This window comes from Pseudarthrobacter sp. MM222, from assembly GCF_947090775.1.
Taxonomy (GTDB): Bacteria; Actinomycetota; Actinomycetes; order Actinomycetales; family Micrococcaceae; genus Arthrobacter.
The window spans coordinates 1522579-1547379 of sequence record NZ_OX352321.1 but is presented as its reverse complement, the minus strand read 5'-3'; the positions used below and the strand labels follow the sequence as shown (position 1 = coordinate 1547379).

General features: G+C 67.3%; 25 protein-coding genes. 5 read left to right on the top strand and 20 right to left on the bottom strand.

Annotation, left to right across the window (positions count from 1 at the left end):
- Positions 1-54: 54 nt before the first annotated feature.
- Positions 55-1263, top strand: coding sequence for an MFS transporter (locus OM977_RS07015; RefSeq protein WP_264356776.1), 1209 nt, complete (start codon positions 55-57; stop codon positions 1261-1263).
- A gap of 60 nt (positions 1264-1323) precedes the next feature.
- Here OM977_RS07015 and OM977_RS07010 read toward each other — a convergent pair whose 3' ends face one another.
- The gene (locus OM977_RS07010) at positions 1324-2244 is read right to left on the bottom strand and encodes a cation diffusion facilitator family transporter (RefSeq protein ID WP_264356775.1); all 921 of its coding nucleotides are present in this window, start codon (positions 2242-2244) and stop codon (positions 1324-1326) included.
- Positions 2245-2491: 247 nt separating this feature from the next.
- On the opposite strand from OM977_RS07010, the gene OM977_RS07005 reads away from it, so the two are divergent.
- The gene (locus tag OM977_RS07005; RefSeq protein ID WP_264356774.1) at positions 2492-2758 is read left to right on the top strand and encodes a GlsB/YeaQ/YmgE family stress response membrane protein; all 267 of its coding nucleotides are present in this window, start codon (positions 2492-2494) and stop codon (positions 2756-2758) included.
- Between the two features lie 140 nt (positions 2759-2898).
- On the opposite strand, the gene OM977_RS07000 is transcribed toward OM977_RS07005, so the two are convergent.
- From OM977_RS07000 to infC, 4 genes are all read right to left on the bottom strand, one after another.
- Positions 2899-3807, bottom strand: a complete 909-nt coding sequence (locus OM977_RS07000; RefSeq protein WP_264356773.1) for a TrmH family RNA methyltransferase — start codon at positions 3805-3807, stop codon at positions 2899-2901.
- Between the two features lie 65 nt (positions 3808-3872).
- Complete coding sequence (gene rplT, locus OM977_RS06995) at positions 3873-4337, bottom strand: 50S ribosomal protein L20 (RefSeq protein WP_264356772.1); 465 nt, start codon at positions 4335-4337, stop codon at positions 3873-3875.
- A 119-nt stretch (positions 4338-4456) separates the two neighbouring features.
- Positions 4457-4651 (bottom strand): 50S ribosomal protein L35, encoded by a 195-nt coding sequence (gene rpmI, locus OM977_RS06990; protein WP_009358635.1) that lies wholly within the window; start codon positions 4649-4651, stop codon positions 4457-4459.
- A 115-nt stretch (positions 4652-4766) separates the two neighbouring features.
- On the bottom strand, positions 4767-5849 hold the full coding sequence (gene infC, locus OM977_RS06985) for a translation initiation factor IF-3 (RefSeq protein ID WP_264356771.1): 1083 nt from the start codon (positions 5847-5849) through the stop codon (positions 4767-4769).
- A 449-nt stretch (positions 5850-6298) separates the two neighbouring features.
- On the opposite strand from infC, the gene OM977_RS06980 reads away from it, so the two are divergent.
- Positions 6299-6685 carry a DUF1844 domain-containing protein gene (locus tag OM977_RS06980; protein WP_264356770.1) on the top strand — a complete coding sequence of 129 codons (387 nt, stop codon included), beginning with the start codon at positions 6299-6301 and terminating at the stop codon, positions 6683-6685.
- A 112-nt stretch (positions 6686-6797) separates the two neighbouring features.
- Here the strand turns inward: OM977_RS06980 and OM977_RS06975 are convergent, their stop codons facing one another.
- The 8 genes from OM977_RS06975 to OM977_RS06940 form a co-directional block, all read right to left on the bottom strand.
- Positions 6798-8165: an MFS transporter gene (locus tag OM977_RS06975; protein WP_264356769.1), complete on the bottom strand. Its 1368-nt coding sequence runs from the start codon at positions 8163-8165 to the stop codon at positions 6798-6800.
- Between the two features lie 61 nt (positions 8166-8226).
- Positions 8227-9159 carry an SseB family protein gene (locus tag OM977_RS06970; protein WP_264356768.1) on the bottom strand — a complete coding sequence of 311 codons (933 nt, stop codon included), beginning with the start codon at positions 9157-9159 and terminating at the stop codon, positions 8227-8229.
- Between the two features lie 13 nt (positions 9160-9172).
- Positions 9173-9919, bottom strand: a complete 747-nt coding sequence (gene priA / locus OM977_RS06965) for a bifunctional 1-(5-phosphoribosyl)-5-((5-phosphoribosylamino)methylideneamino)imidazole-4-carboxamide isomerase/phosphoribosylanthranilate isomerase PriA (protein ID WP_264356767.1) — start codon at positions 9917-9919, stop codon at positions 9173-9175.
- Positions 9920-9972: 53 nt separating this feature from the next.
- Entirely contained in the window at positions 9973-10131 is a 159-nt protein-coding gene (locus OM977_RS06960; RefSeq protein ID WP_264356766.1) for a hypothetical protein, read from the bottom strand.
- Entirely contained in the window at positions 10132-10902 is a 771-nt protein-coding gene (gene hisH / locus OM977_RS06955) for an imidazole glycerol phosphate synthase subunit HisH (protein ID WP_264356765.1), read from the bottom strand. It abuts the gene before it with no gap.
- Complete coding sequence (gene hisB / locus OM977_RS06950) at positions 10899-11525, bottom strand: imidazoleglycerol-phosphate dehydratase HisB (RefSeq protein WP_264356763.1); 627 nt, start codon at positions 11523-11525, stop codon at positions 10899-10901. Before hisB ends, hisH begins: the two co-directional genes overlap by 4 nt.
- Before the next feature lie 69 nt (positions 11526-11594).
- Positions 11595-12713: a histidinol-phosphate transaminase gene (locus OM977_RS06945; protein ID WP_264356761.1), complete on the bottom strand. Its 1119-nt coding sequence runs from the start codon at positions 12711-12713 to the stop codon at positions 11595-11597.
- A gap of 112 nt (positions 12714-12825) precedes the next feature.
- Entirely contained in the window at positions 12826-13263 is a 438-nt protein-coding gene (locus OM977_RS06940) for a LysM peptidoglycan-binding domain-containing protein (RefSeq protein ID WP_264356760.1), read from the bottom strand.
- 371 nt (positions 13264-13634) lie between these two features.
- Between OM977_RS06940 and lexA the strand changes: the two genes are divergently transcribed.
- Positions 13635-14384 carry a transcriptional repressor LexA gene (gene lexA / locus OM977_RS06935; RefSeq protein ID WP_264356759.1) on the top strand — a complete coding sequence of 250 codons (750 nt, stop codon included), beginning with the start codon at positions 13635-13637 and terminating at the stop codon, positions 14382-14384.
- A gap of 107 nt (positions 14385-14491) precedes the next feature.
- Here lexA and OM977_RS06930 read toward each other — a convergent pair whose 3' ends face one another.
- Together OM977_RS06930 and hflX are read right to left on the bottom strand one after the other, a co-directional pair.
- Positions 14492-16633 carry an ATP-dependent DNA helicase gene (locus OM977_RS06930; protein ID WP_270103240.1) on the bottom strand — a complete coding sequence of 714 codons (2142 nt, stop codon included), beginning with the start codon at positions 16631-16633 and terminating at the stop codon, positions 14492-14494.
- Positions 16626-18194 carry a GTPase HflX gene (gene hflX / locus OM977_RS06925; RefSeq protein ID WP_264356758.1) on the bottom strand — a complete coding sequence of 523 codons (1569 nt, stop codon included), beginning with the start codon at positions 18192-18194 and terminating at the stop codon, positions 16626-16628. The genes OM977_RS06930 and hflX overlap by 8 nt, the downstream gene beginning before the upstream one ends.
- A gap of 511 nt (positions 18195-18705) precedes the next feature.
- On the opposite strand from hflX, the gene OM977_RS06920 reads away from it, so the two are divergent.
- Positions 18706-19320: a class I SAM-dependent methyltransferase gene (locus OM977_RS06920; protein WP_264356757.1), complete on the top strand. Its 615-nt coding sequence runs from the start codon at positions 18706-18708 to the stop codon at positions 19318-19320.
- On the opposite strand, the gene dapF is transcribed toward OM977_RS06920, so the two are convergent.
- The 5 genes from dapF to recA form a co-directional block, all read right to left on the bottom strand.
- Positions 19301-20257, bottom strand: a complete 957-nt coding sequence (dapF, locus tag OM977_RS06915; RefSeq protein ID WP_264356756.1) for a diaminopimelate epimerase — start codon at positions 20255-20257, stop codon at positions 19301-19303. The genes OM977_RS06920 and dapF overlap by 20 nt on opposite strands.
- A 9-nt stretch (positions 20258-20266) precedes the next feature.
- Positions 20267-21229, bottom strand: coding sequence for a tRNA (adenosine(37)-N6)-dimethylallyltransferase MiaA (gene miaA / locus OM977_RS06910; RefSeq protein WP_264357338.1), 963 nt, complete (start codon positions 21227-21229; stop codon positions 20267-20269).
- A gap of 76 nt (positions 21230-21305) precedes the next feature.
- The gene (gene miaB / locus OM977_RS06905; protein WP_264356755.1) at positions 21306-22895 is read right to left on the bottom strand and encodes a tRNA (N6-isopentenyl adenosine(37)-C2)-methylthiotransferase MiaB; all 1590 of its coding nucleotides are present in this window, start codon (positions 22893-22895) and stop codon (positions 21306-21308) included.
- A gap of 99 nt (positions 22896-22994) precedes the next feature.
- Positions 22995-23468 (bottom strand): regulatory protein RecX, encoded by a 474-nt coding sequence (locus tag OM977_RS06900; RefSeq protein WP_264357337.1) that lies wholly within the window; start codon positions 23466-23468, stop codon positions 22995-22997.
- A 187-nt stretch (positions 23469-23655) separates the two neighbouring features.
- Complete coding sequence (recA, locus tag OM977_RS06895; protein ID WP_264356754.1) at positions 23656-24708, bottom strand: recombinase RecA; 1053 nt, start codon at positions 24706-24708, stop codon at positions 23656-23658.
- Positions 24709-24801 lie beyond the last annotated feature (93 nt).

Here is a 24801-nt window from a genome sequence, read left to right as displayed (position 1 = left end):
AAGATGCCGCGTTCTCCGGCCCCTCGGGCGGGAACTTCCTCGAAAAGCAGGCGAATGACTACCACCAAACTGGCCCCGGCGGCCTCGAAAACCGGCACCGGCAACCTTGCCCTAGCGATCGTCGCCCTTGCGATGGGCGGTTTCGGCATCGGCACCACAGAATTCGCCATGATGGGCCTGCTCAAAGAAGTGGAGCAGGGCCTCAAGATTGGCACTCCGGAGGCGGGACACCTGATCTCGGCGTACGCGCTCGGCGTCGTTATCGGTGCGCCGTTGCTGGCCGCTGCCGGTGCAAAGTTGCCGCGGAAATACCTGGCCCTGGGACTTATGCTGCTCTTCAGCATCGCCAACCTCTCATCGTTTATCGCACCTGACTACGGCACCATGCTGGTCTCCCGCTTCGTTTCGGGGCTGCCGCACGGCGCCTTCTTCGGCGTCGCGGCGGTCATTGCCGCATCGCTCGTGGCCCCGACCCGGCGCGGCTGGGCCATTTCCATGGTGATGGCCGGACTGACCATCGCGAATGTCATCGGCGTGCCGTTCGCCACCTGGCTGGGCCAGGCCTTCGGCTGGCGGCTGCTCTTCCTGGTAGTGGGCGTGATCGGCATCATCACGCTCGGCATGCTGTGGAAGTTCGTGCCGTTCCAGAAACCTCGCGCCGACGCCAGCATCCGCCGCGAGCTCGGCGCGCTCAAGCGCCTCCAGGTCTGGCTGGCGCTCCTCATCGGTGTGGTCGGTTTCGGCGGCTTCTTCGCCACGTACACGTACATTGCGCACACCATGACCTCTGTAGCCGGCATCCCGTCGCAGTGGTTGCCGCTCGTCGTGGCGCTCTACGGCCTGGGTATGGTGGCGGGCAACATTGTCGGCGGCCGGATCGCCGACAAGTCCGTCATGGGGACGATCTACTGGGTCCTGCCCGGCATCGCGGTGGCACTGGTGGTCTACGCCGTGGCGGTGCACTGGCCGTGGTCCGCCCTGGTCATGGTCTTTGTGGTTGGCGGGACAGGTTCGCTGCTGGTCCCGGCCCTGCAGACCCGCCTGCTGGACGCCTCCCCGGACGCCCCCTCGCTGGCATCCTCCCTTAACCATGCTGCGCTCAACGTCGCGAATGCCCTCGGAGCCTTCCTGGGCGGCCTTGTCATCGCGTGGGGCTGGGGTTATGTGGCCCCCGCCCTCGTGGGCGCAGGCCTGGCCCTCCTCGGCCTCGGCGTTGCCGTTCTCAGTGGCGTGGTGGAACGCCGGAGGCCGCTGGCACCGTAGCCGCAACGCGGCTCCGGCCAGCGGCCTCCGTCAAAAACTCCGAGGTCAGCGGGATAGCGGTCAGGGAGTGGTGACCCGCTGGACATCCGGCTCGAGGTAGATGGCCCGGGCAATCGGCACTGCCGCACGGATCCTGGTCTCGGCGTCGTCGATGGCCTTGGCGATGTCCTGGCCGGTGTCGGCCTTGCCGATCCCTATCTTCGCCGCGACCAGCAGTTCCTCCGGGCCCAGGTGCAGGGTCTTGAGGTGGATGATCGAGGTTCCGGCGGACTCTATGGCCTCCCGGATCTTGACGACGTCATCCTTGGTCGCGGATTCGCCGAGCAACAGGGACTTCGTCTCAACCGCCAGTACGGCGGCGATGGCCACCAGCAGCAGGCCGATCATGGCCGTCCCGAGCGCATCCCAGATGCCGTCGCCGGTGATGAGCGTGAGGCCGACGCCGAAGAGAGCGAAAACCAGGCCCAGAAGGGCGCCGAAGTCTTCAAGCAGGATGACCGGCAGCTCGGGCTGCTTGGCGCTCCGGATGAATTTGACCCAGCTCTGCGTTCCGCGGACGTGGTTTGATTCGATGATCGCGGTCCGGAAGGAGAACGACTCCGCGATGATGGCGCCCACCAGCACGGCCACGGGCACCCACCAGAAAGCGCCCTCGATGGCGTGCGGGTGCTGGATCTTGCCCCAAGCCTCATACAGCGCAAAAAGGCCACCGACGCTGAACAGCACGATCGAGACGATGAAGGCGTAGATGTAACGCTCACGACCGTAGCCGAAAGGGTGCTCCGGGCTGGCTGCCTTCGTGGCGCGCTTGCCGCCGACGAGCAGTAGGATCTGGTTGCCGGAGTCCGCCAGCGAGTGGATGGCCTCCGCCAGCATCGAGGATGACAGCGTGAGGAAATACGCGACGAACTTCAGGACAGCGATGGTCAGGTTGGCGGCCAGCGCCGCAACAATCGCCTTTGTACCGCCATTTGCAGCCAAGTGAGCTTCTCCTTCGGGGGTCTGCCGGGTGTTCGCGGGCTGGAAGTGCCCGAACCCGCAAGGAATACGCTACCGCGCTGGAGCGGCCGGCGCACCGCGGCGGACCCGGCGACACGGCGATATCACCGTCTGATCACAGCGGGTAACGATTGGATGTGATCCTGCTGACATTTAATGTCGCAGGTGTTAGCTTGAAGCCATAATCGGGATTCACAATTTGAATGCCGACGAATATGTAGGAGGAGACATGGGCTTTCTAGGCTGGATCATTCTCGGACTCATAGTAGGTGCAATCGTTAAGGCTGTCATGCCCGGCAGGGTCGGCGGCGGCTGGGTCACCAGTCTCGTGCTCGGCGTCGTCGGTGCGATAGTCGGTGGCTGGATCGGCGATCTGCTCTTCGGCGGCGGCAGGATGGAGTTCTGGAATCTCGGTTCCTGGCTTCTGGCCATTGTCGGCGGCCTGGTCGTCGCGGGAATCTACGGCGCCGTCACCGGACGCAACAAGACCAGCTGACCTCACCGGGTTGAATCGCCAAGGCGACTTCCCGGTCTGGACAATTCTCCACTAGGACAACTGCACAGCTCGAAAATTGCACGGATACGACGGCGGGAGCCCACCCTTTTTGGTGGACCCCCGCCTTCTGTCTGTCCAGGCTAGCTTTCCGCAGCTCCGGCCAGTTGGGAGCGGGCGCTGGCGTAGAGGCACACCGTCGCGGCAGTGCCCAGGTTGAGGCTCTCGGCCGCCCCGTACACGGGAACCGCCACGCGGTGGTCCGCCAGCGCCAGTTCCTCTTCGGACAGGCCCTGGGCCTCGTTGCCAAACAGCCAGGCCGTGGGCTGCTCGAGCGCGTACTCAGAGCCCCGGGGCGGTGCGCCCAGCCGGCGGGCGGCGTTCTGGTCCTGCAACCGGTCCAGGTTCAACTGGCCTTGGCCGTCCGCCGCGAGGACTCCGATGCCCCGTTCCTTGCACCGGGCCACCAGCTCCTCGATCTCGACGCCGAGGACCACCGGCAAATGGAACAGGGATCCCGCCGTCGAACGGACGGCCTTCGGGTTGTAGATGTCCACACTGGACGCGGTCAGCACCACCGCGTCCGCGCCCGCGGCGTCCGCCGCCCGCAGCACGGTGCCGGCGTTGCCGGGATCGCGGACCTGGCACAGCACCGCAATCAGCCGGGGGCCGGCGTCGAGGACCTGCTCAAGGCTCACGTCCAGGAATCCGCAGACCGCGAGAATGCCCTGGGGGGTCACGGTGTCCGCCATCGCGGCGAGCACTTCGTCAGTTGCAAGGTAGGCGTCCGTACCCTCAGCGAGTTTCTCGAGTTCGGGGTGCCGGTCGAGGCAGGCCTCGGTCGCGTACACCTCATAAACGACGCCGGGCTCCCCCGCGGCAATCCTTGCCTGGTGCAGGGTCAGGGCTTCCCGGACGGCCTGCGGGCCCTCGGCCAGGAACTCCTTGCGCTTTAAACGGGCCGGGCGCCCGGCAAGTTGTGCCACCTTCCTCACCCGATCAGCTCGGGGATTGGAGAGTGGAATGTCTTGCGGGCGCCCGGTTTCGTTCATATAAGAACCTTAGTTGCTGTTGCAGCCGGTTCTTGAACGTCGTCGTTATATGCGACTAATGGGAACTACTCAGCAGCCTCGTCGGCGGCGGCCTTCTTGGCGGCAGGCTTGCGTGCAGCCTTGGCCTTCGGTGCCGGAGCAGCCTCAGCCGCAACGGCCGGAGCGGACGTGTCGGCGGGCAGGGAGTCCTTGGCGATCTTCACCAGTGCGGCGAAGGCATTGGCGTCGGAAACGGCCAGCTCGGCAAGCATACGGCGGTCAACCTCGACCTCAGCGGCCTTCAGGCCCTGGATCAGTCGGTTGTAGGTCAGGCCGTTGGCGCGGGATGCAGCGTTGATGCGCTGGATCCACAGGCGGCGGAAGTCGCCCTTCTTCTTCTTGCGGTCGCCGTAGCTGTACACAAACGAGTGCAGCAGCTGCTCTTTGGCCTTGCGGTACAGGCGTGAACGCTGTCCACGGTAGCCCTTTGCGCGTTCAAGGATAACCCGGCGCTTCTTGTGGGCGTTGACCGCCCTCTTCACACGTGCCACGTGCGTACTCCTTTAGAATTCTGATCCCAAGCATCTACTGCCGGAACAACCGGCTGGCCTGAGAAGCCTTTTTGGTAGTTGACTGCTGCCAGGTGGCAGGCAGTCAGAGAACTTGGAACTTAGATGCCGAGCATCTTCCGGATAACCTTGGCGTCGCCCTTGAAGACGATCTTGTCGCCGGCAAGGCGGCGGGTCAGCCTGGAGGACTTGTGCTCGAGGTAGTGGCGGCGGTTGGCCTGCTGGCGGCGCAGCTTGCCGCTGCCGGTCAGCTTGAAGCGCTTCTTAGCACCACTGTGGGTCTTCATCTTCGGCATGGGAACCGATCTCCTTACGTATCCGCAGACAGGTCTGCAGTTCTTTCGTGCAGCCGCCCCTGCGGGCGGCATGCTGGTTGCCTGCCGCCGGACATTGCTGTCCGGCGGCCGTGAACTAGTTGGTCTTCTTGGTGCCCGGCTTGGCGGCGGACCGCGGAGCCGCGGGCCGAGCCGCAGGCTTGGGAGCCGCGGGGCGCGGCACCGGCTTCGGTGCAGCTACCGGCTTCGGTGCTGCGGCCGGAGCGGCGTTCGCGGGCTCGGGAGCCTTCGCGGCCTCGGGAGCTTTCGGAGCCTCAGGAGCCTTGGCGGCCGCAACCTTGGGCGCAGCCGGCGCCTTGGCGACTGCCGGCTTCTCGGCGGCCTTCGGAGCCTCACGCTTCGGAGCTGCCTGCCTGGCGACCTTGGGGGCCTCCTGCTTGGGCGCTTCCTGGACGGGAGCCTTTTCGACCGGAGCTTCCTCGACCTTAGCCTCGGCGGCCGGGGCCTCCTCGGCAGCGGTTTCCGGTGCTGCGGTTTCCGCGGCTTCGGTTTCCTGTGCAGCGGGAGCTGCTTCCGGAGCCGGCGCCTCGGTCCTTACCTGGAATCCCTCCGGCAGAAGGTCGGCCAGTGACTGCGTCAGCGGCGCGCTGTCGTCGCCGGAAACGTCCACGCGGCCCGAGGCCCTGGCCTCGTTCTCCGCCTTGGCTTCTGCACGCTGCGTGGCGCGGCGCGCCTCCGCCTTGGCTTCTGCCTTGTTCTTCAAGGGACCCACCACCATGACCATGTTGCGGCCATCGATCCGCGGGCTTGACTCCACGACACCAACCTCGGCGACGTCGTCGGCAAAACGCTGCAGCAGGCGGATGCCCATCTCGGGTCGCTGCTGCTCACGGCCGCGGAACTGGATCATGGCCTTGACCTTGTCACCGGCACCCAGGAAGCGGAGCGCGTGGCCGCGCTTGGTCTCGTAGTCGTGGGTGTCGATCTTCAGGCGGAAACGGATTTCCTTCAGGACCGTGTTGGTCTGGTTCTTCCGGGCCTCGCGTGCCTTGACCGCAGCTTCGTACTTGTACTTGCCGAAGTCCATCAGCTTGCACACCGGAGGCTTGGCCTGCGGTGCAACTTCAACGAGATCAAGATCGGACTCGGCAGCCAAACGCAGGGCATCCTCAATACGGACAACTCCTACTTGTTCGCCTGCAGGGCCGACCAGCCGCACCTCGGGGACGCGGATACGCTCATTGATTCTTGGCTCGCTAATGTTAAAGCTCCTGTGTTCGAGAGGGGTATTCCACCGGCAAATAGAGAAGGCCCCCAATTGCCGGAGCAATCGAAGGCCTCGAAGATCGGGACTGCCTTCCTCCTAAGAGGCGGCACGCGTTTCCGCCAGGCTGGTGCCCAGGAGAAATGCCCGACCAGGTACCCGGCAACCTTGCTTCTTGCGAAGCTTCCCGAAGGAGAGCGGCTGACGCGGGTGGGAGAGAACTCCGCTTGCAAACTGAAAAACGATTCTATCCAAAGAATCCCCCCGGCGCACATGCTAAGCAAAGCAGGCATGGATCGGAGGGTTTCCAACGGTAGTTCCCCTCACTCCGGCGGTCCAGCTGCCACAGTGAAAATATCGGGTGAAATAACGTCATCCAGTCGGTCTGTGACAAGCTTACCAGCATGAGCACAACAGATAGCAATTCACACGTTTATGAGCCCGCCGGCGCCCAAACCGACGTCTCGCAGCAAATCCGCGACATCTCCGAGGTCCCCGCGATCGAAGTCATCACCACGGCAGCCGTGCACCTGATGAGCGCAGCAGCAGTGAAGCTTGGCCTCGCCGCCGAGGAAAACGCAGAAGAGCTCAAGGACCTGGACGAGGCCCGCAAGCTGATTACCGCCCTGGCCGGCCTGGTCACCGCCGCGGCGCCCGAGATCGGTTCCCAGCACGCCGGACCGTTGCGCGACGGCCTCCGGTCCCTGCAGCTGGCCTTCCGCGAGGAATCCACCATCCAGGACGCCCCGGGCAAGGGTCCGGGCGAGAAGTACACCGGCCCCGTCAACTAGGAAGCGGCCAGCCAGCCAGTCAGGCTGCACCCTCAAAACTCCACGCTTCGGCGGGCGGACCCCTTGGTCCGCCCGCCGTCGTCGTTAACGGGCCCGGCGGTGACGGCCGTGGTTACCGGACGCCGGGGTCAACGGTCCCGTGCCGGCCTGCGGCGGCGAGCCGCTGCCGGCGCCGGCGCTGCAGGCCCAGCCCCAGCAGGCACAACAGGACGCCGCCCATGCCGACGGCGACGAACCCGGCGGAGGGCCCGACATTGTCGATAAAAATCCCGGCGAGCGGCGCCCCGAGCGCCACACCGCCGGTGAGGGCGGATCCGTACCAGCCCATCGCCTCGCCGCGGCGCCGCTCGTCGACGAGTTCGGCGACCTTCTCCGAGGCTGCCGACAGCACGGGCGCGCACAGCAGGCCCGGCAGGAGCGAAAGCAGGCTCAAGGTCCAGGTGTCCTGCGCGAAGGCCATCGGCACGGTGAGGGCGGACATGCCCAGCAGCAGCAGGATCGGCGAAATCGGCCGGTGCATGGCGCCATAGATCAGCCCGCCCACCACGGATGCCCCGCACCAGAAGAGGAAGACGAGCCCGATCTCGGCCTCCCGCCCGCCGGTTTCGAGGGCGGCGACAATCCCGACGTCGGAGCCGCTGAGCACCATTCCGGCTCCGGCCGCGACGGCGAAGACGGCGGCGACCGCGGCGCTGAACCAGGCAAAGTTGTGTTGGACCTTGTCCCGGAGGCCGGAACGGGGCTGCCGCCGCCGTTCCGCAGCGGCCAGCGGGGCGAACTCGGCGGCGGCTTCCTGCAGGTGCGCCGGAGCGGCCGCGACCACGGCGGCCTCCGCGGCTTCCTGCTGGCCAGCCTCGAAGGCTGCCGCGGACGCTGCATCCGACGGAAGGCCAGATTCGGCGCTGCGGGTCGGCGGATTGAACCACATCAGGAACAGCCCGGACACCGAGGTGGCAATGCCGATGATCGTCAGGCCCAGGACCGAGAATCCGGCGGTGGCGACGAGGGCGCCGACGGCAGGACCGATCATGAAGACCAGCTCGGTGGAGATTGCGTCCAGGGCAAACGCGGTGCGCCGCTGCTCCCCCGTGGCCAGGACACCGAGGGACTGGCGGACGACGCTGAAGATCGGCAGGGTCAGCAGCCCGCCCACGAAGACCAGCGGCAGCAGCATCTCAAAAGACACGTGCGGCACGATCGACCAGATGACGGCCTCACCAATGACGGACGGGATGAGGGCCCGGCGCAGACCCACGGTGTCGACGCGCCGGCCGCGCCAGGGGGCGCCGACAGCGATGCCGATTGTCATCACGGCAGCGGCGGCCCCGGCGGCCGCATAGCCCTGGCCGAGCGTGAGGACGATATGCAGGGTCAGCAGCACGCCGGCTGCCGAATGCGGTATGCGGGCAATCATGCCGACCAGCAGCAGCCGCCGGATTGGCCGGACGGACAGCAGCTCCCGGTAAAGCGCGAAATTCACGTAACTACATCCTCCTGCTACTGCCCCCGGCAGCAAGAGGGTCGCCCTCGCTGGCCGTCAGCTACTGTGCTGCGCGCTGCAATTTGACCTCGATCGAGTCAACCCGCTCAGCAAACATTTCATTCCGTGCCCAGGCACCGTTGAGGCCGGCCACGATGGACTGGACGCCTGCGGCGTCGAGTCCGTCTTCCAGGAACAACTGGACCCGGAGCTCGGGCCCGGAGCCACCGCCGGGAAGCTGCCTTCCATCTGCGGTCAGCGAGCCAACACCGCCGCCTGGATGAATTTCAACACGCCGGACGGCAGGAAAGCCAACGGCGGCCTCGCCGAGGCTCTGGGCCAGCTCCGGATCAGCATACGACGGCGTCCAGGTCCGCTGCTGCGCCAACGCCCACACAGCGGGCCGGCGCACCACGAAGGTGAAGTCAGAACCGGGGTCCAGGACCAGCAACTCGGCACCCTCCGCGACGGCGGACAGCGCAGCGCGGGCCGCATAGACCGCCACCGGCCTGGCGTCGGGGTGCCAGGCCTGGAGGGTGGCGGCCGAGGTGAACACCGGCATCGCCGTCCGCCCGTCGGGCGCTTTGAGGGTCACGAGGGCCATATCCGCCTGCTTGTCCCCGTGCAGGGCATCGCCCTGCGCGTCCACGTGGCCTGCAGCTTCCTCGGCGAGCTGGGCGAGGATCGGCACGAAGACCCGCGCGGTCGCGAGCGACGCGACGACGCCGGCCTCGGTGCCGTCGCCGGCCAGAAGAGCCGCCCGGGCCGCGAGGTAGCTTGCGTCGGCGGTGCCGTCGTCGTCCTCGAAGCTGTGGATTCGTGCGTCGTCCCCGGTCAGGCTCCGCCCGGCCCACGGCTGGCCGGCGGAGTCCGTGGCCCCTCCCGCGCCGGCCAAGGCCGCCGCGATGTGCCCGGGAAGGTGGCGGGGAGGCTCTGTGCCGCCGCCGGCCGAGGTGCCGGGCACCGGGCCGCCGCCTGGCGGCTGGGATTCCATGGCTGCGGTCCGGCTAGCGTCGGCCGGCGACGTCGAGAGCCTCGGGAAGCGTGAAGTTGCCGTTGTAGAGGGCCTTGCCGACGATTGCGCCCTCCACGCCGAGCGGGACGAGGGAGCGCAGGACCTTGAGATCGTCAAGGCTGGAGATGCCGCCGGAGGCCACGACGGGCTTGCCGGTCTTTTCCACCATCTGGCGCAGCAGTTCGACGTTCGGGCCCTGCAGGGTGCCGTCCTTGGTCACGTCGGTCACGACGTAGCGGGAGCAGCCGGCCTCTTCGAGCCGGCCCAGGACCTCCCAGAGGTCGCCGCCTTCCTTGGTCCAGCCGCGGCCGGCCAGCGTGGTGCCGCGGACATCCAGTCCGACGGCGATCTTGTCGCCGAAGCGCTCGATCACACGGGACGTCCACTCCGGGTTCTCCAGGGCCGCGGTACCGAGATTGACCCTGGCGACGCCAAGGTCAAGGGCCTTCTCGAGCGATTCGTCGTCGCGCAGGCCGCCGGAGAGTTCCACGTTGATGTCGAGTCGTCCCACGACTTCGCGGAGCAGCTCGGCGTTGGAGCCCCGGCCGAAAGCAGCATCGAGGTCCACGAGATGGACCCATTCCGCCCCCTGCTGCTGCCAGTTCAGGGCGGCCTCCAGCGGTGTTCCGTAGCTTGTTTCGCTGCCGGCCTCACCTTGCACGAGGCGCACGGCCTGACCGTTGACGACGTCGACGGCGGGCAGAAGCTCAAGCACGGGCAGCGGGGTTTCGGTGGTCATCGGGGGTCCTCAGCTTCTTTCGGTGGCGGGGATGAACGGGGGCTGCGGGACCGCTAGGAGGCGGGCAGCGTCAGGAGATAGGCGGCCAGCAACGACATCCCGGCCAGGCCGTAGAACACGATCTGGACCCAGCGCGGACTCTTTTGCTGCCGGAAGGACAGCGCGCCGCCGACCAGCAGTCCGGCGAGGCCCATCAGAACCAGGGACCACATCTAGGAGGTCTGTTCCGGGCCGGTACCGGGTGTGCCGGCCGGGGCGGCCCCGTCGCGGGACCCCTTGCGCAGGCTTTCGACCCAGTTGCGCAGCAGGTGTGCGCCGGCGTCGCCGGACTTCTCCGGGTGGAACTGCGTGGCGCAGAGCGGACCGTTTTCAACCGCCGCGATGAAGGGGGCGCCGTGCTCGGACCAGGTGACCAGCGGAGCGGCCATCCGCGGCTGGATGACATCGAAGTTCCACTCCTGCACCCCGTAGGAGTGCACGAAGTAGAAGCGCTCGTTCTCAACGCCCGCAAAGAGCCTGGAGCCGTCGGGCACGGACACCGTGTTCCAGCCCATGTGGGGAACCACGTCGGCGGGCAGCAGCTCCACCTTGCCGGGCCACTCCCCCATGCCGGGCGCCTCGGTGCCGTGTTCCACGCCCGCCTCGAAGAGGACCTGCAGGCCAACGCAGATGGCCAGCACGGGACGGCCGCCGGCGACGCGGCGTCCGATCATCCGGATTCCGTCGACCGCCTTGAGCTCGTTCATGACGGTTTCGAAGGCGCCGACGCCGGGAACCACGAGGCCGTCCGCGTTCAGTACGTCTTCCGGCTTGGCGCTGAGGATTACCTCGGCACCGGCGCGCTCGAGCGCACGGACCGCGGACCGGATGTTGCCGGAACCGTAGTCCAGCACCGTGACGGTGGGCTTGCCCTCCGGAGAGGCGGGCTTCCTGCCGGCATCGGGGTCGATGATGGCGCCGTCCTGCACCACGGGGCCGGTCACAGCGCACCCTTGGTGGAGGGGATGCCTTCAACCCGGGGATCCGGCTCGACGGCGGCACGGAGCGCGCGGGCGAAGGCCTTGAACTGGGCCTCGACGATGTGGTGGGGGTCCCGGCCGGCCGTGACGTTCATGTGCAGGCAGATGCCGGCGTGCAGGGTGATGGCCTCGAAGACGTGCCGGGTCAGGGACCCGGTGAAGTGTCCGCCGATCAGGTGGTACTCCTGGCCTGCCGGTTCGCCGGCGTGGACGAGGTAGGGCCGTCCGGAGACGTCGACGACGGCGTGTGCCAGGGCTTCGTCCAGGGGGACGGTGGCCTCACCGAAGCGGCGGATGCCGGCCTTGTTGCCCAAGGCCGTGCGCAGCACCTCACCGAAGGTGATGGCGACGTCTTCGACGGTGTGGTGCACGTCGATGTGGGTATCACCCGTCGCCTTGACCGTCATGTCGATCAGGGAGTGCTTGCTCAGCGCCGTCAGCATGTGGTCATAGAAGGGAACCGAGGTGCTGATCTCCGACACGCCGGTGCCGTCCAGGTTGATCTCGACCAGCACGGATGACTCGCTGGTGGTCCGCTCCATGCGTGCGGTCCGGCCCTCGGCAGCAGTTGATCCGGTGTTGCTCATGTGGGGGTGTCCTTTGGTGATGAAGGCGGTGCTGGGCGTTCTGGCGACGTTCTTGTCCCGAAGTTAAGTCTAGGCCCGCTGGTTGGACGGGCTGCTCAGGATCCGTTCAAGGGCCTCAAGGAAGGCTGTGGTTTCCGTCTCAGTCCCGGCCGTGACGCGCAGGTGGCCGGGGATGCCGACGTCGCGGATGAGTACCCCGGCGTCCAGCAGTTCCTGCCAGACGGCGTGCGGGTTCGCGAGCCCGCCGAAGAAGACGTAGTTCGAGTCCGAGGCGGCGGGCTTGAGCCCCATCCGCTGAAGTTCGGAGACGATCCTGTCCCGCTGGCGCTTGATGTCCTCGACGTCGGCCATAAGGGCAACGCGGTGCTGCAACGCGGCGAGGGCGGCCGCCTGCGTGATGGCGGAGAGGTGGTACGGAAGCCGGACCAGCCGGAGGGCGTCGGTCACTTCCGGGGCTGCCGCCATGTAGCCCAGCCGGGCGCCGGCGAGGGCAAAGGCCTTGCTCATGGTGCGCGAGACGATCAGACGCTCGCGGCCGGGCAGCAACGTCAGCGCGCTCGGCGTTCCGTCGTGGGCGAACTCGTGGTAGGCCTCGTCGACGATCACGATGGTCTGGCTGGCCTCCCCGGCCTCGTACACTGCCTCCACGACGTCGAGGCCGAGGCCCGTGCCGGTGGGATTATTCGGGGAACACAGGAATACGATGTTCGGCTGGAGTTCGCGGACCTGGCGGGCAGCGGATTCTGCGCTCAGCCCGTAGCCGTCCGCCCGCAGCCCAACAATGTATTCCGTGTCCGTCCCCGCAGCGAGCAGGGGGTACATGGAGTATGTGGGAGGGAAACCCAGTGCGGTCCGCCCCGGGCCGCCGAACGCTTGGAGGATCTGCTGGAGCACCTCGTTGGAGCCATTGGCTGCCCAGATACTGTCGGCGCCCAGGCCGTGACCGAGGTATTCCGCGAGGGCTCCGCGCAATTGGGTGAACTCCCGGTCCGGGTAGCGGTTCAGGCCGGCGGCGGCCTCCGTGACGGCCTCGGAGATGGCCGCCCGGACGTCCGCCGGGACACCGTGGGTGTTCTCGTTGACGTTTAGCAGGATGGGCACGTCCAGCTGGGGAGCCCCATAGGGAATCATGCCCCGCAGGTTGGTCCGGAGGGGAAGTCGGTTCAGGCGCTCTAACTGGTCAGTCACTTGCCTAGTTTAAGTGAGACCGCGCCGGGGCTTGAAACTGTGACGCCTGGCGCCGGGTTCCGGCCCCGCGAACCGGCCGGCTGTTGTTAGGCCGGGGCGCTCCCTGGCCGGGCTACTTGGCCGGGACGAACAGCGTTTGGCCGGGCAGCACGCGGGCCGCGTCGAGGTTGTTGAGCTGGACGATGTCGGCTACCACGTCGCGGGGGTCGCGATCGGGTGCGACGGATCCGGCGATGGCCCACAACGATTCCCCGGGCTGCACCGTAACGGACACGGTGGGAGTCAGGGACAGTTCCGCGGCCGAATCCGAGGCCTTGGCGGGGGCATTCAGGAAGCCGCTGAAGGACAGGATCAGTGCGGCCAACAGGATCAGGGGCACGCCGATGAAGACGAACCGTCCGCGACGGGTTAGCCGCAACGGCGCCTGCCGGGCGCGGCCGGTGCCGCCGGCCGAAGCGGCATGGCCTTCAGGGGCCGCGGAAACGGAGCGGCCGTACTCGCCGGATGCGGCTTGGCCAAAAGTGTCGTGAAACGCGCTTGAAGCTGACATGAACTGAGCCCTCCTGGACCATACTGTGCCGCCCGGCGTACTCCACGTACCTGCCGCCAACCGGCTTAACCTTCGAACATAGAACCGAACGCACTGCTGGGATCCAACCCGAGGCTTCCATCCGGACCAGCGTTGTTCGAACACATATTCGAACTTCACTAGACCAGTTTTAGCACCTATTAACGAACATTGTCGAGACTCGCTAGAACAAATGTTTGAAAAAGCCGGGTGGCTGGCCTACGTTTGAGGAACAGGACAACCACTTCTGCAGACGATCATCAGTAGTTGATCAGCGGGGTCTGACATTCAGGCCGGAGGGTCCCGGTATCTGCAGCCACGGCAGCCGGGCGGAATGAAAGGCAATGGCACATATGGCAGCACAAGCCACCGGCGGCAGGGCTTCCCAGCGGAGCCCGCAGTCAGCCAAGCCACCCAAGGGCCTCACCGTCCGGCAGAAGAAGATCCTGGAAACCATCCAGCGCTCAGTGACGGACAACGGCTACCCGCCTTCAATGCGCGAGATTGGCGACATTGTGGGCTTGGCGAGCCTATCCAGCGTGACCCACCAGCTTTCCCAGCTGGAGAAGCTCGGCTACCTGCGCCGCGATCCCAAGCGGCCCCGCGCCATGGAAGTTCTCATGCCGCTGACCCTGGATGAGGGCGGCACGAAGGTATCAGGCGTGGAAAAGTCCCGCGGTCTCCGTGCCGTGGGCGGGCTCTCCGTCTCGGAACTTGCCAGCGCCACGGATACCGCTATGGTGCCGCTGGTGGGCCGCATCGCTGCGGGCGGTCCGATTCTCGCGGATCAGGTCGTGGAAGACGTCATGCCGCTGCCGCGCCAGCTGGTGGGCCACGGAGAACTCTTCATGTTGAAGGTGGCAGGCGACTCGATGATCGATGCCGCCATCTGCGACGGCGACTGGGTCGTCGTGCGCCAGCAGGGCGACGCCGTCAACGGTGATATCGTCGCCGCGCTGCTGGACGACGAGGCGACCGTGAAGACATTCCGTCAGCGCGACGGCCACACCTGGCTGTTGCCGCAGAACACGCAATACGAGCCGATCCTCGGCGATCACGCCGTCATCATGGGCAAGGTTGTCTCAGTCCTGCGTTCCCTCTAGAGCCTGCGGTCCAGGGCCCCGTCCGGCACCGACGGGGCCCTTGGCGTTTTCCTGGCCCTTGGCGTTTCCTGGCCCGGCCGCCCGCCCGCGGCTGCTGTGCCCCGCGGCTACTGTGCGGCTTGGGCCGACGTCTGTGAGAGTCGTTCCAATGCCGCGACGGCGATTGCCGGATCGGTGGTCGGCCAGAACGGGGGCAGGGCTGCGCGGAGGAATCCGCCGTAGCGTTCCGTGGACAGCCGTGAGTCCAGCACGGCCACCACGCCCTTGTCCGTGGTCGTGCGGATCAGCCGGCCCGCTCCCTGGGCCAGGCGGATCGCGGCATGGGTGGCCGAGACACTCATGAAACCGTTGCCGCCGGCCTGGGCCACGGCCCGGGAGCGAGCCGTCATGAGCGGGTCATCCGGCCTCGGGAACGGGATTCTGTCGATGACCACGAGCCGGCAGGAGTCGCCGGGGACGTCAACGCCCTGCCACAGGGACATGGTGCCGAAGAGGCAGGTGTCCGGTTCATCGGCGAACTGGCGCACGAGCGCCGTCATGGTCGAGTCCCCCTGGCACAGGATGCTCATGTCCAGCCGGGGCCGCATCGCGTCGGCGGCGTCCTCGGCCGCGCGCCGGGAGGAGAAGAGGCACAGTGCCCCGCCGCCGGACGCGCGGATGAGTTTTTCCAGCTCGTCGAGCGCTTCCGGGGACGTGCCGCGGCCGGGTTTGGGCAGGTGCTTGGCGACGTAGAGGATGCCCTGCTTGGGGTATTCGAAGGGCGAGCCGACGTCCACTCCGGTCCAGCTGGGCGCGCCTGGGCCGACCAGGCCGAGACCGCCCGCGGCGGGTTCGAAGGCGGAGCCGATGGCCAGGGTGGCCGAGGTCAAAATGACCGTGTGGTCAGCGAAGAGGCCCTCGCGCAGCCGTCCGGCGACGCTCAGCGGGGCCACGTTGATCAGGGCCGGTGCGCTCTCGTCCGGCTGGGAGTACCCCTGGGCGGGATCGAAGGTGCTGTTCCGGGAGAACCAGACCACCTCGCGGTTTTCCCGGGCGGCCAGGAGCCGCTCGCAGAGTTCCAAAATGACCATGAGGCGCGAGCGGGCGAGCTGACGCCCGCCATCGGCGGTGTTGGCGCTGTCCCCCTTGGAATCGGAAAGCGCGGCCCGGCAGGCGTCACGCAGCTGGTCCACGCAGTCCAGCTGTTCGCTGTTCAGGCCGTTGGGCATCAGCCCGCTGGGGACACCTTCAATAGCAAGTTCGAGGTTGGCTGCGGCGTTGTTGAGTGCGTCCACGGTGATGGCGGTGTGCTTCCTGGCGCCGGACGCGGCCACATGCACCATCGCCACGGAGAGCTGGCCGGACACCGCACCGGTGACGCGGTCCTGGAGTTCGTGCGCCTCGTCCACCACCACCACGTCGTACTCCGGCAGCACGGCAAGGCCTTCGAAGGCGCTGACCGCCAGCATGGCATGGTTGGTGACGACGACGTCGGCGTCGGCCGCGTTTTGCCGGGCCAGCTCGCTGAAGCATTCGGCCGCGAGCGGGCATTTTTGTGCGCCGAGGCATTCCATCGAAGTCACGGAGATCTGGCGCCAGGCGCGGTCAGTGACCCCGGGCATGAGCTCGTCGCGGTCCCCGGTGGTGGTCTCTTCGGCCCATTCGCGTAGCCGGACCACTTCCTTGCCGAGCTGGGAAGACGGGCCGCCCATGGCTGCGGCGAAGTGCGGCACGGCCGTGTCCTCGCCGAGGGAGAACAGCTGGCCCTCGGAGGGTTCTTCGGAGGGGAAGCCGCCCTCGAGCTTGTGCCGGCAGACGTAATTGGCGCGGCCTTTGACGAGGGCCACCTTGACGGGGCGTTCCAGTGCCGGGGTGATGGTCTTGAGCAGCCGGGGCAGGTCGCGGCCCACGATCTGGGTTTGCAGGGCCAAAGTCGCGGTGGAGACCAGGGTGGGTTTGTCGCTGACCAGGGAATGGGCGATCAGCGGGATCAGGTAGGCCAGGGACTTGCCGGTGCCGGTGCCGGCCTGGACCAGGAGGTGGTCGCCCGTGTCGATGGCGTGCGCCACCTGGCGGGCCATTTCGTGCTGGCCGGTACGGCTCTGGCCGCCCATGCCGGACACCGCCCGGTCGAGCAGTTCGATCACGAACTCCTCACCGGACGGGCGGTCCTCGGCTGGACGGTTTTCGGCGGGACGGTTTCCGGCCGGGCTGGTCTCTGCCGGGCCGTGCTCGCCGGAGTCCCCCTCGGTCGCCGCTGGTTCAGTCATTGCTGATGAAGGAGTCCAGTTCAGCGGCCAGACCCTCGCGGACCATGACCACGGCACGCGTGCCGGTCTCCTCGTGGTCGAGGCTGAGGATCTCTGCGTCGGTCTCGTGCAGCTTGCTGAGCAGGTCCCCGCGGTTGTACGGGATCATCAGTTCCAGCTTCACGCTGGGCCGCGGGATGCCCTCGCTAATCGCCTTGAGCAGTTCCGGAATGCCTTCCCCGGTCCTTGCCGAGACCACGATGTGCCGCGGTTCGCGCTGCTTGAGCCTTTCAATCACGAACGGATCGGCAGCGTCTGCCTTGTTCAGGACGATGATCTCCGGCACCTTGCGCGCATCGACCTCGCTGAACACCGAGCGGACGGCCGCGATCTGGCCCTCCGGGTCCGGGTGGGAGACGTCGACGACGTGCAGGATCAGGTCCGAGTCGGCGACCTCCTCCAGGGTGGAGCGGAAGGCCTCCACGAGCTGCGTGGGCAGCGAGCGGACAAATCCCACCGTGTCGGCGAGGGTGTAGCCCAGCCCATCTGAGGTTTCGGCCTTGCGGACCGTCGGGTCCAGGGTGGCGAACAGGGCATTCTCCACCAGCACGCCGGCGTCGGTCAGCCTGTTCAGCAGTGAGGACTTGCCGGCGTTCGTGTACCCGGCGATCGCCACCGACGGCACGGCATTACGACGGCGGTTGGCGCGCTTGGTTTCCCGGGCCGGCTTCATCGCGGCGATTTCGCGCCGCAGCTTGGCCATCCGGGTGCGGATCCGGCGGCGGTCCAGTTCGATCTTGGTTTCACCGGGACCACGCGAGCCCATGCCGGCGCCGGCACCGCCCACCTGGCCACCGGCCTGCCGGGACATTGATTCGCCCCAGCCGCGCAGGCGCGGGAGCAGGTATTCGAGCTGGGCCAGTTCGACCTGGGCCTTGCCCTCCCTGCTCTTGGCGTGCTGGGCGAAGATGTCCAGGATCAGGGCCGTGCGGTCAATCACCTTGACCTTGACGATGTCTTCCAGGGAGCGACGCTGGGAGGGTGCCAGTTCGGCGTCGACGACGACGGTGTCCGCGCCCGTGGACATCACGATGTCCTTCAGTTCCTGGGCCTTGCCGGATCCGAGGAACGTTCCCGGGTCGGGCTTGGCGCGGCGCTGGACGATCCCGTCCAGGACCTCCGAGCCGGCGGTTTCGGCCAGGGCTGCGAGCTCGCGGAGCGAGTTTTCCGCATCGGCGAGCGTGCCTTCGCTCCAGAGGCCGGCCAGTACGACCCGCTCCAGCCGCAGCTGCCGGTATTCGACTTCAGTGACGTCTTCGAGTTCGGTGGACAGACCGGCGGTGCGGCGCAAAGCGTGCCGTTCCGCGAGATCCTGCTGGTCGCCGTCGTGACTGCCGTAGTCCTCGTCCAGCCCGGAGATGGCCTGCGCCTTGCCGAGCACCGACTTGGGCTCGCCGGCGGTCGGGGCAGCGTTCCGGGCAGGGGTGTCCTTGGAGAGGATCCGGTCGATGACAGCTTGGATTTCCGCAGGGCTCATGTCCTGGGCTGCTGAATCGGGTCCGGTGTTGGGCTGAGTGGTCATGGTCTCCTTTGAAGGTTCGGCAGTTTCAGAATAGTGCCGATTCGAAGTCTGCGGGGCGGTATTCGCGCTGGGCTGACGACTATGGGTCATTCGGGTCTCCTGGATGCCTGCGGCGGCGGGGCCTGCGGCAGGGGGGGGCTCCCGTGGGAGCGGTGAATAGCGGAGCTGGAAAGGAAGGGAAGGAACAGGACGGATATGCCGGACTGTCGAAGGGACGGTCTTGGGGCTGTCCGCGAGCCGAACTCAGATGAGCACTGCTGAACTCCAAGGGGTCGGGCGCCACGGGAGGGTCCTGAAAAGGGGTTCAGGTGGGGGTGGCGCGCTGAGCGGAAGGTAAGTACCTGCGTCGCTGCGGGGACGGGACGAAGCCCGTGCCGGCTACTTGAAGTTCAAGATCATGTATCAATATTACCAGACCGGTTTTCCGCATCGGCCCGCCGGGTCATCGCGGGCGCGTGAGCTTGCCCACCGGTTTCCCATAGCGGCCGAGAGCCAACTAATCTGGCAAGTTATGGAGTCTGCACATTATTTCAGCGCCCAGCCGGCCGGGCCCTTCACCCGGAAGCCATTGACCGTGGAGCTGGCAGGCGGGACGCGCCAACTGCAGACGTCCTCGGGCATCTTCAGCCCGGACGGCATCGACAAGGGAACGGCCGTCCTGCTGGCCGAAGCGCCTGCCCCGGCGCCGCAGGGAAACCTCCTGGATATCGGCTGCGGCTGGGGGCCGATCGCGCTGACCCTGGCGCTGCGCGCACCGCACTCCCGCGTTTACGCGGTCGACGTCAACGAGCGCTGCGTGACCCTGACAAACGAGAACGCGGCCATCCTGGGGCTGGGTAATGTCACCGCCAGCACGCCCGACGCCGTTGATCCGGAGCTGCGCTTCGACACCATCTGGTCCAACCCGCCCATCCGGATCGGCAAGGATGAGCTGCACGCCCTGCTGCTCCACTGGCTGCCGCGGCTCGCCCCGGGCGGGTCAGCGTGGCTCGTGGTCCAGAAGAACCTGGGATCCGATTCGCTTCAGCGCTGGCTGGCAGCCGAGCTGGATGGCAGCTTCACCGTGACGCGGGAAAGCACTTCGAAGTCCTTCCGCATCCTGCGGGTCAGGAAAGCGTCCCACTAGCCACGATTACGGCCGGACCGCTGAGCTCGACGTGCTCATGGCCTTCCGCGCCGAGGAAGAACTTCACGCCGACAACGCCGCCGGGCACCTTGACCTTCCAGGTGTCGGGGGCGCCCTGGCCTGCCCAGTGCCGGATGGCGACGGCGGCCGCGCAGGCGCCGGTACCGCAGGACTGCGTCTCCCCCACGCCCCGCTCGTGCACGCGCATGGTGATCGTTCCGACGCCGTCATGGACCAGCGGCTCGGACGGCACGACAAACTCGACATTCGTGCCGGCGGTCGGGATCGGGTCCACATGGGGCGCGGTAAACAGCTGTGTGGCCTCCAGTTCGGCCAGCTCGGCCAGCGCCACGACGGTGTGCGGGTTCCCCATGCTCACCGAAAGAGCGGGCCGGGCGACCTCCAGGCCGTGCGCACTGACGAGCGAGTCCATTGCGCGTGCCGTGGCTTCCCCCGGAAAAATGAACTCCCAGGGGCCCATGTCGACGGCGTAACCGGCCGCGGTGCGAACGATCGTCTTGGCGCCACCGCGGGTGCCGATGGTCAGGGAGTCCCCGGCGGGCAGCTCCACCAGGCCCTCGGTGATCAGGAAGTGCACGAAAACACGGACCCCATTGCCGCACATTTCCGACAGCGAGCCGTCTCCGTTCCGATAATCCATGAACCACTCCGCGTCCGGGTGTTCCCGAAGCAGTTCCTGGCCCTCGGGGAGCAGGCCGGACGGGACGGCGCGGATGAGGCCATCTCCTCCGATGCCGCGGTGCCGGTCGCAGAGCGCGGCCACCTGCTCCGGGGTGACGGAGAGCGTACCGTGCGGGTCCGCGAGAAGCACGAAGTCGTTGCCGGTTCCGTGGCCTTTGGAAAACTTAAGGCCGCTGAGCGCTGCCGTGTTGGTTTCTGCGTTCCGGTCAGCGGCCACGGCCAGGGTTTCGTCCATACTCCAAGGTTACCGTTCCGGTTGCTGCGCCGGGTCCGGACCGCCCGACGCGTCCGGACTGCCCGACAATCCCGGCCTGCCGGACGCTCCGGGTGTGCAGGCCGCGGCGGCCTTGGCCACGAGTTCCGGGTCCTGCCAGTCCAGCCACTGGATCCGGGGGTCCGCGCGGAACCACGTCAGCTGCCGGCGGGCAAACTGCCGGGTCGCGACGATGGTCTCCTCGGCTGCCTGTCCGACGTCAGCCTCACCGTCGAGGACTTTGAGGAACTGGGCGTAGCCGAGGGCCCGGGGGGCGGTCCTGCCGAGGCGCAGCCCAACAGCGTCGAGGTGCCGGATCTCGTCAAGCAGTCCCCGCTCCACCATGGTGTGCACGCGGCGGGCGAGCCGCTCCCGGAGCTGCTCGCGGTCCACGGCAAGGCCGATCTGAACGGCGGGCTGGAAGTACTGCCGGGTGGGCATGAAGGAGCTGAAGGGCCGCCCGGTCAGTTCATGGACCTCGAGGGCCCGAATGATCCGGCGTGCGTCGCCCAGCCGGCCGGCCGACACCGGATCCACGGCCTCCAGCCTGGCCCGGAGCGGGGCGGGCCCGGCGGATTCGAGTTCCGCCTCCAGCCGGCGGCGGACGGCCGGGTCGGTGCCCGGGAATTCCAGCACGTCCAGCGCGGCGCGGACGTAGAGCCCGGAACCGCCGGCCAGGATGGCGCGTTTGCCGCGGGCGTGGATGTCGGCAATCAGGGCGCGGGCCTGCTGCTGGAAGTCCGAGACGCTGGCTTCCTCGGTCACGTCCAGGGTGTCCAGGAGATGGTGCGGCACTCCCCTGCGTTCGGCCTCGGTGATCTTGGCGGTGCCGATGTCCATGCCGCGGTAGAACTGCATCGAATCGGCGTTGAGGACTTCGCCGTCGAGCTGCAGGGCGAGCGAAACGGCGAGGTCAGACTTGCCGGAACCCGTCGGCCCGACGACGGCGACCACCGGAGGGGCTGGCGGTGATCCCGCCGCAGTGTCCTGAGCTTGGCTCCCGGCGCTGTCCTGGGGACCTGCCACCGGGTTAGCGGCCGCGGACCGGGAGGGTGGGCATGCCCAGGGATACGCCGGTCTTGCCGGCGGCGCCCGGCGCGGGAGCACCGCAGGAATCCGCCTGTGACCTGTCCCAGGCGTCCCCGGCGCGGGAACGGCGGAGGCTGTAGTCGTCCGCCGACACCGGATCGGCCACGAGGTGGAAGGCCGCGGCCTCGGTGATAGTCACCGTCACGAGGTCACCGGGGCGCGGCGCTTCGGCGCCGGCCGGGACGGAGAAGTGCACCAGCCGCTGGTCCTGGGCGCGGCCGGAGAGCCTGTGGGTTTCCTCGGCTTTGCGGCCGGAGCGGGCGGTGACCATGACCTCGACGCGGCGGCCCAGCTGGCGGGCGTTTTCCTCGGCGGCGATCCGGTCCTGCAGGGCGGTGAGGCGTTCGAAGCGTTCCTGGACCACGGCCTTGGGGAGCTGGTCCGGGAGGTCCGCTGCCGGGGTGCCGGGACGCTTGGAGTACTGGAAGGTGAAGGCAGTGGCGAAGCGTGACTGCTCCACGACGTCGAGCGTGGCCTGGAAGTCCTCCTCGGTCTCGCCGGGGAAGCCGACGATGATGTCGGTGGAGATGGCGGCGTGCGGGATCTTTGCGCGGACCTTGTCCAGAATCCCGAGGAACTTCGTCGAGCGGTATGAGCGCCGCATGTCCTTGAGGACCTTGTCCGAGCCGGACTGCAGTGGCATATGCAGCTGCGGCATGACGTTGGCGGTCTCTGCCATGGCGTCGATCACGTCATCCGTGAAGGCGGCCGGGTGCGGGCTGGTGAACCGGACGCGTTCCAGCCCCGGGATGTCCCCGCAGGCGCGGAGGAGCTTGGAGAAGGCCTGCCGGTCGCCGAATTCGACGCCGTAGGAGTTCACGTTCTGGCCCAGCAGGGTGACCTCGATGGCGCCGTCGTCCACAAGGGCCTGAATCTCGGCGAGGATGTCGCCGGGGCGGCGGTCCTTCTCCTTGCCGCGCAGAGCCGGGACGATGCAGAACGTGCAGGTGTTGTTGCAGCCCACGGAGATCGACACCCAGCCGGCATAGACCGAATCGCGTTTGGTGGGCAGGGTGGACGGGAAGACGTCGAGCGATTCGAGGATTTCCAGCTGCGCCTCGTTGTTGTGGCGCGCCCGGTCCAGCAGTGCGGGCAGGGCGCCGACGTTGTGCGTGCCGAAGACGGCGTCGACCCACGGGGCCTTCTTCAGGATGGTTTCGCGGTCCTTCTGGGCCAGGCAGCCGCCGACGGCAATCTGCATGCCGGGGTTGGCGGCCTTGATCGGAGCGAGGATGCCGAGGTTACCGTAGAGCTTGTTGTCGGCGTTCTCCCGGACCGCGCACGTGTTGAAGACCACGACGTCGGCCAGTTCCCCGGCGGCCGGGACGTAACCGGCGGCTTCGAGCATCCCGGACATCCGCTCGGAATCGTGGACGTTCATCTGGCAGCCGAAGGTGCGCACCTGGTAGGTACGGGGCTGCGCGGCGTCCGATGCCGGCGCAGTGTCCAGAGAAGGGATGGCGCCCAGGGAAGGGATGGCGCCCAGAGAAGGGATGCTGCCGGATGCTGGGGAAGGAATGGTCAAACTCACCTGTTAAGGGTAACGGGTCCGGGCCCTGCCCGCGCGGGCCCGGCGGCCCGCACGGGCAGCCGGTCCCTTGCAGCCTCCGGTTACCGGTACGGGGCCGGGCTAGGCTTCGGCTTCGGCACGGACCGCGGCCGCGTCGAGGACCTCACCCACGATCCGGAAGGCCTGCGAGCGCTGATATCCCTTGCGCGCAAGCATGGAGGCCAGCCGGCGCGTGGTCTTGTCCCGCAGCTGGCGGTCATCCAGCCCGGTAGCGCCCCGGAGTTTGCGCTCGACGAGCTCCCGGGCCGCCGCTTCCTCGTCCTCGTCGCTGAGCTGTTCCAACGCCACGGCGGCCACTTCGGCGTCAATGCCTTTGTCCGCGAGTTCCCGCCGCAGCGCACCCTTGGCCAGCTTCCGGCTCTGCGACCTGCCGCGGACCCACATGTCGGCAAACTCCGCGTCGTCGACCAGCCTGACTTCCTCGAAGCGGTCCAGCACGGCCTCGGCGACGTCCTCGGGGATGTTGCGTTCGGCCAGCTTGCGGGCGAGCTGCAGCCTGCTCTTGGGCGAAGTTGTCAGCTGCCGCAGCACGATGGCGCGGGCTACCGCAGCCGGATCGGCGTCGTGGTCCTGCTCGGGCGTGGGGCCCGAGCGCCGACGCCGGCCGTCAGCACCGGCCCGTGCACCGGCCAGTGCGCCTGCGGGTGCAGATGCACCATCGTCGTCGAAGCCGGCGGCAGGATCCGGCGCTGCGGATCCTGCCCCCTGGCGCCGTCGGCGGTTAGAACCCGTCAACGGCCTTCAGCTTCGGTGATGCTTCGGTCTCGGCCGGGGCCTTCACGCCGACGCCAAGCTTTTCCTTGATGAGACGCTCCAGTTCGGAGGCAAGCTCAGGGTTGTCGCGCAGGAAGCGGCGCGAGTTCTCCATGCCCTGGCCCAACTGATCGCCGTCGTAGGTGAACCAGGAGCCCGACTTCTTGATCAGGCCGTGCTCGACACCCATGTCAATGATGCCGCCCTCGCGGGAGATGCCCTGACCGTAGATGATGTCGAATTCGGCGATCTTGAAGGGCGGGGCCATCTTGTTCTTGACGATCTTGGCCTTGGTGCGGTTACCGACCGAGTCCGCGCCCTCCTTGAGGGTCTGGATCCGGCGGACGTCGATGCGAATGGACGCGTAGAACTTCAGGGCCTTACCACCGGTGGTGGTTTCCGGGGAGCCGAAGAACACACCGATCTTTTCGCGCAACTGGTTGATGAAGATGGCCGTGGTCTTGGTCTGGCTGAGGCGCCCGGTGATCTTACGCAGGGCCTGGCTCATGAGGCGGGCCTGGAGTCCGACGTGGCTGTCACCCATGTCGCCTTCGATTTCCGCGCGGGGAACCAGGGCGGCGACGGAGTCGATGACGATGACGTCCAGCGAGCCGGAGCCGATCAGCATATCCATGATTTCCAGGGCCTGCTCACCGGTGTCCGGCTGCGAAACGAGAAGGGCGTCGGTGTCGACGCCCAGCTTGGCTGCGTACTCCGGATCCAGGGCGTGCTCGGCGTCGATGAAGGCGGCGATACCGCCGAGACGCTGGGCATTGGCCACCGCGTGCAGGGCAACGGTGGTCTTACCGGAGGATTCCGGACCATAGATCTCAACGACACGGCCGCGGGGCAGCCCGCCAATTCCCAGCGCTACGTCCAGGGCGATGGAGCCGGTCGGAATGACCTCGATGGGAGCTCGGACTTCGTCGCCCAGGCGCATGACCGAGCCCTTGCCGAACTGCTTGTCAATCTGGGCAAGCGCTGCGTCGAGCGCTTTCTGGCGATCCGGGGCTGCGGCCATGGTTCACACCTCTAATGCTTTCTCGCTGTGGAGTGGCCGTTTCGGCCCTTCGTCTGTCATCGCTGACCTGTCATCACTGACGCTACTTCTACC